Below are 2,303 nucleotides of genomic sequence, written 5' to 3'. Positions count from 1 at the left end.
ACGGTTCTTTGGGGTTCATTGATGGGCTAACTTTGATACAAGACTATTGGTACAACTACACTTCTACCAGACCAGCCCTAGTTTTTGCAACACAACCGTGTGGTCTACCAAAAGTCCTCGTTCCTGCATCATTTCTTCCAAGTTTCTGTAGCTAAACGGATATCGTAGATACCACCGCACATATAGCAGGATGAGCTCAGATTGGAAATGACGCCACTTAAACGGTTCTTTGGGGTTCATTAACAGGCTAACTTTGATACAAGACTATTGGCACAACTACTTTTCTACCAGACTAGCCCTAGTTTTTGCAACACAACCTGTTTTTGGGCTTCTAGAAATGCTAAAAACCATTATGAGTAAGAATCCAACAACCACATCTGGGAAGTTATAACAATGGTAGACAAACAAGACTTGACACCGGAAAAAGTTCGGATCAAAGATAGCTGCCGGGAGCGGATATTTGCAGAATCACAGCAACTAGGTAAAAGTTACCTGGAGACGCTTTACTTTATCATTGATTGTTATTTTGCTTTCAGAAAGGGTACATTTCCCACTCAACAAGTAGCTTTCACCCCGATTAATACTGAGTCTAACCAACTTATTCAGCCGACTCCCCAGCCATCTACTATTGAAAAACAAGAGGATTCTGATGGCCAAACTTTTAGCCTTGACTTTGATTTGTAAGGGAAATATAGGACTCCCGTGAGGTTGGTCAGCCCGTGCTGTACTCGTATAGTCAGCGTGGAAGGATATTACTGGTGGCAGTTGGAGAGCTTTTTATCCAGACATTTTGGTTGTGATAAAAATCTCCACGCTGCTCTAATGTAAACCCACCCAGCAATAATCCCAACCATACTTCTACCATTGGTATTTCCAACACACGTTGCAGTTTAACTAAAGAAATCTCATCTTTGACATTTATTAGGTAGTTAGTGATCGCACGCTGCCAGGTTTCTACATTTTCATCTCCAGCCAGCTTGTGAACATCTTCCAAACTCGTCACCTCATTAAGTAGTGCCAAAACATTCGCTTTTTCAACAGATGTTATTATAGAATAATTCGGCTCACTAGGATGTGAAAATTGGTGTGAACCATGCGGTTTAAAAGCCTGTGGTATTGCTGGTTCAATTAAATCGTCCAAATCAAGCTGCATTGTGGTTCGCACCAACCCAGCAGAGATATCGCTGCTAACAATTGGCCCCAAAGAACTACTGCGATCGCGAGTATCTTGCAACAGCACTTCGGCACGAGACTTGAGAATATCCGCAATTTGACTGAAGGCAAGAGCTGCGGTTGATAACTGTGCCTCCAAGGGTAAATTCTCTAGCTCGGCATCTAAACACTCCCACACTGGTGTAAGTGAAGATGTCGCTGGAGCTTCTGACATTTCATCAAGCACATCCCAGATTGTTAATTGGCAGTATGCGGTCATGATTATCATTTAGGGTGCAGGGGACAAGGACGCACTGGACAATGTGTTGGTGCAATCTCGAACAGCTCCTTATCTTTTATCCGATATAAACTCCGATTAATACCTCTTCTCTTTACAGCAGGCTGGAATCTCGCTATGTTCTAGCTAATATAATAAAAATTATCAGCTAGAACTAAAGAAGATAAAGAACCATGCCCACCAAAATATGTGGACTCGGCTTTGATTGCGCTAGTATGATGCTGCAACCAGGAATGCTAGATTCTGGAGAATGCCTGAATTACAAAACCTGTGGGTCAGCTATCAAGTTGAGTCCAGATGAACAAATCGAACTAATTCGCGTCCGGGAAATAGAGCTTGAGCGCATTCAAGAGACTGTTAGAACTACAGGTTGTGTTGCAAAAACTAGGGCTGGTCTGGTAGAAGTGTAGTTGTACCAATAGTCTTGTATCAAAGTTAGCCCATCAATGAACCCCAAAGAACCGTTTAAATGGCGTCATTTCCAATCCGAGCTCATCCTTCTATGTGTGCGGTGGTATCTACGATATCCATTGAGCTATAGGGTTCTGGAAGAAATGATGCAGGAACGAGGACTTTTGGTAGATCACACAACAGTGTATCGTTGGGTACAAGCTTATGCTCTAGAAATTGAATCTCGATGCAGACCATACTTGAGTCAAACCAATGATTCAGTGCGAGTGGATGAGACATATATATATATAAAAGTAAAAGGTGAGTGGAAATATTTGTATCGTGCTGTTGATTCAAATGGCAATACTGAATGGCACTAAGAAAAGCTGTAAGGTCTTCAGGATAAGGATTACAGCTTTTAATGCCAAAGAGTGGAGTCATGGACTATGTAGTTGCGCTCGCT

At 42.2% G+C, this 2,303-nt stretch carries 3 protein-coding genes and 2 pseudogenes; 3 read left to right on the top strand and 2 right to left on the bottom strand.

The features are described from left to right. Positions 1-90: 90 nt before the first annotated feature. A pseudogene (locus tag HCR01_RS39750) lies at positions 91-240 on the bottom strand (IS6 family transposase); the annotation flags it as partial. Between the two features lie 153 nt (positions 241-393). Here HCR01_RS39750 and HCR01_RS37660 point away from each other — a divergent pair. After that, positions 394-684, top strand: a complete 291-nt coding sequence (locus HCR01_RS37660; protein WP_193200971.1) for a hypothetical protein — start codon at positions 394-396, stop codon at positions 682-684. Positions 685-736: 52 nt separating this feature from the next. Here HCR01_RS37660 and HCR01_RS37655 read toward each other — a convergent pair whose 3' ends face one another. Beyond that, positions 737-1,432 (bottom strand): hypothetical protein, encoded by a 696-nt coding sequence (locus tag HCR01_RS37655; RefSeq protein WP_193200970.1) that lies wholly within the window; start codon positions 1,430-1,432, stop codon positions 737-739. Between the two features lie 191 nt (positions 1,433-1,623). Between HCR01_RS37655 and HCR01_RS37650 the strand changes: the two genes are divergently transcribed. After that, positions 1,624-1,860: a hypothetical protein gene (locus tag HCR01_RS37650; RefSeq protein ID WP_193200969.1), complete on the top strand. Its 237-nt coding sequence runs from the start codon at positions 1,624-1,626 to the stop codon at positions 1,858-1,860. A 36-nt stretch (positions 1,861-1,896) separates the two neighbouring features. After that, a pseudogene (locus HCR01_RS37645) lies at positions 1,897-2,208 on the top strand (IS6 family transposase); the annotation flags it as partial. Between the last annotated feature and the right edge of the window lie 95 nt (positions 2,209-2,303).

Source organism: Nostoc sp. MG11, from assembly GCF_014904695.1.
In the GTDB taxonomy this organism is placed as follows: domain Bacteria; phylum Cyanobacteriota; class Cyanobacteriia; order Cyanobacteriales; family Nostocaceae; genus Komarekiella.
Note: the sequence above shows the minus strand (reverse complement) of the source record. Positions and strands in the feature narration are given on the sequence as shown.

Excerpts from the sequence above, each read along its gene's own strand:
- HCR01_RS37660 (WP_193200971.1), top strand. The coding sequence starts at position 394 with ATGGTAGACAAACAAGACTTGACACCGGAAAAAGTTCGGATCAAAGAT.
- HCR01_RS37655 (WP_193200970.1), bottom strand. The coding sequence starts at position 1,432 with ATGACCGCATACTGCCAATTAACAATCTGGGATGTGCTTGATGAAATG.
- HCR01_RS37650 (WP_193200969.1), top strand. The coding sequence starts at position 1,624 with ATGCCCACCAAAATATGTGGACTCGGCTTTGATTGCGCTAGTATGATG.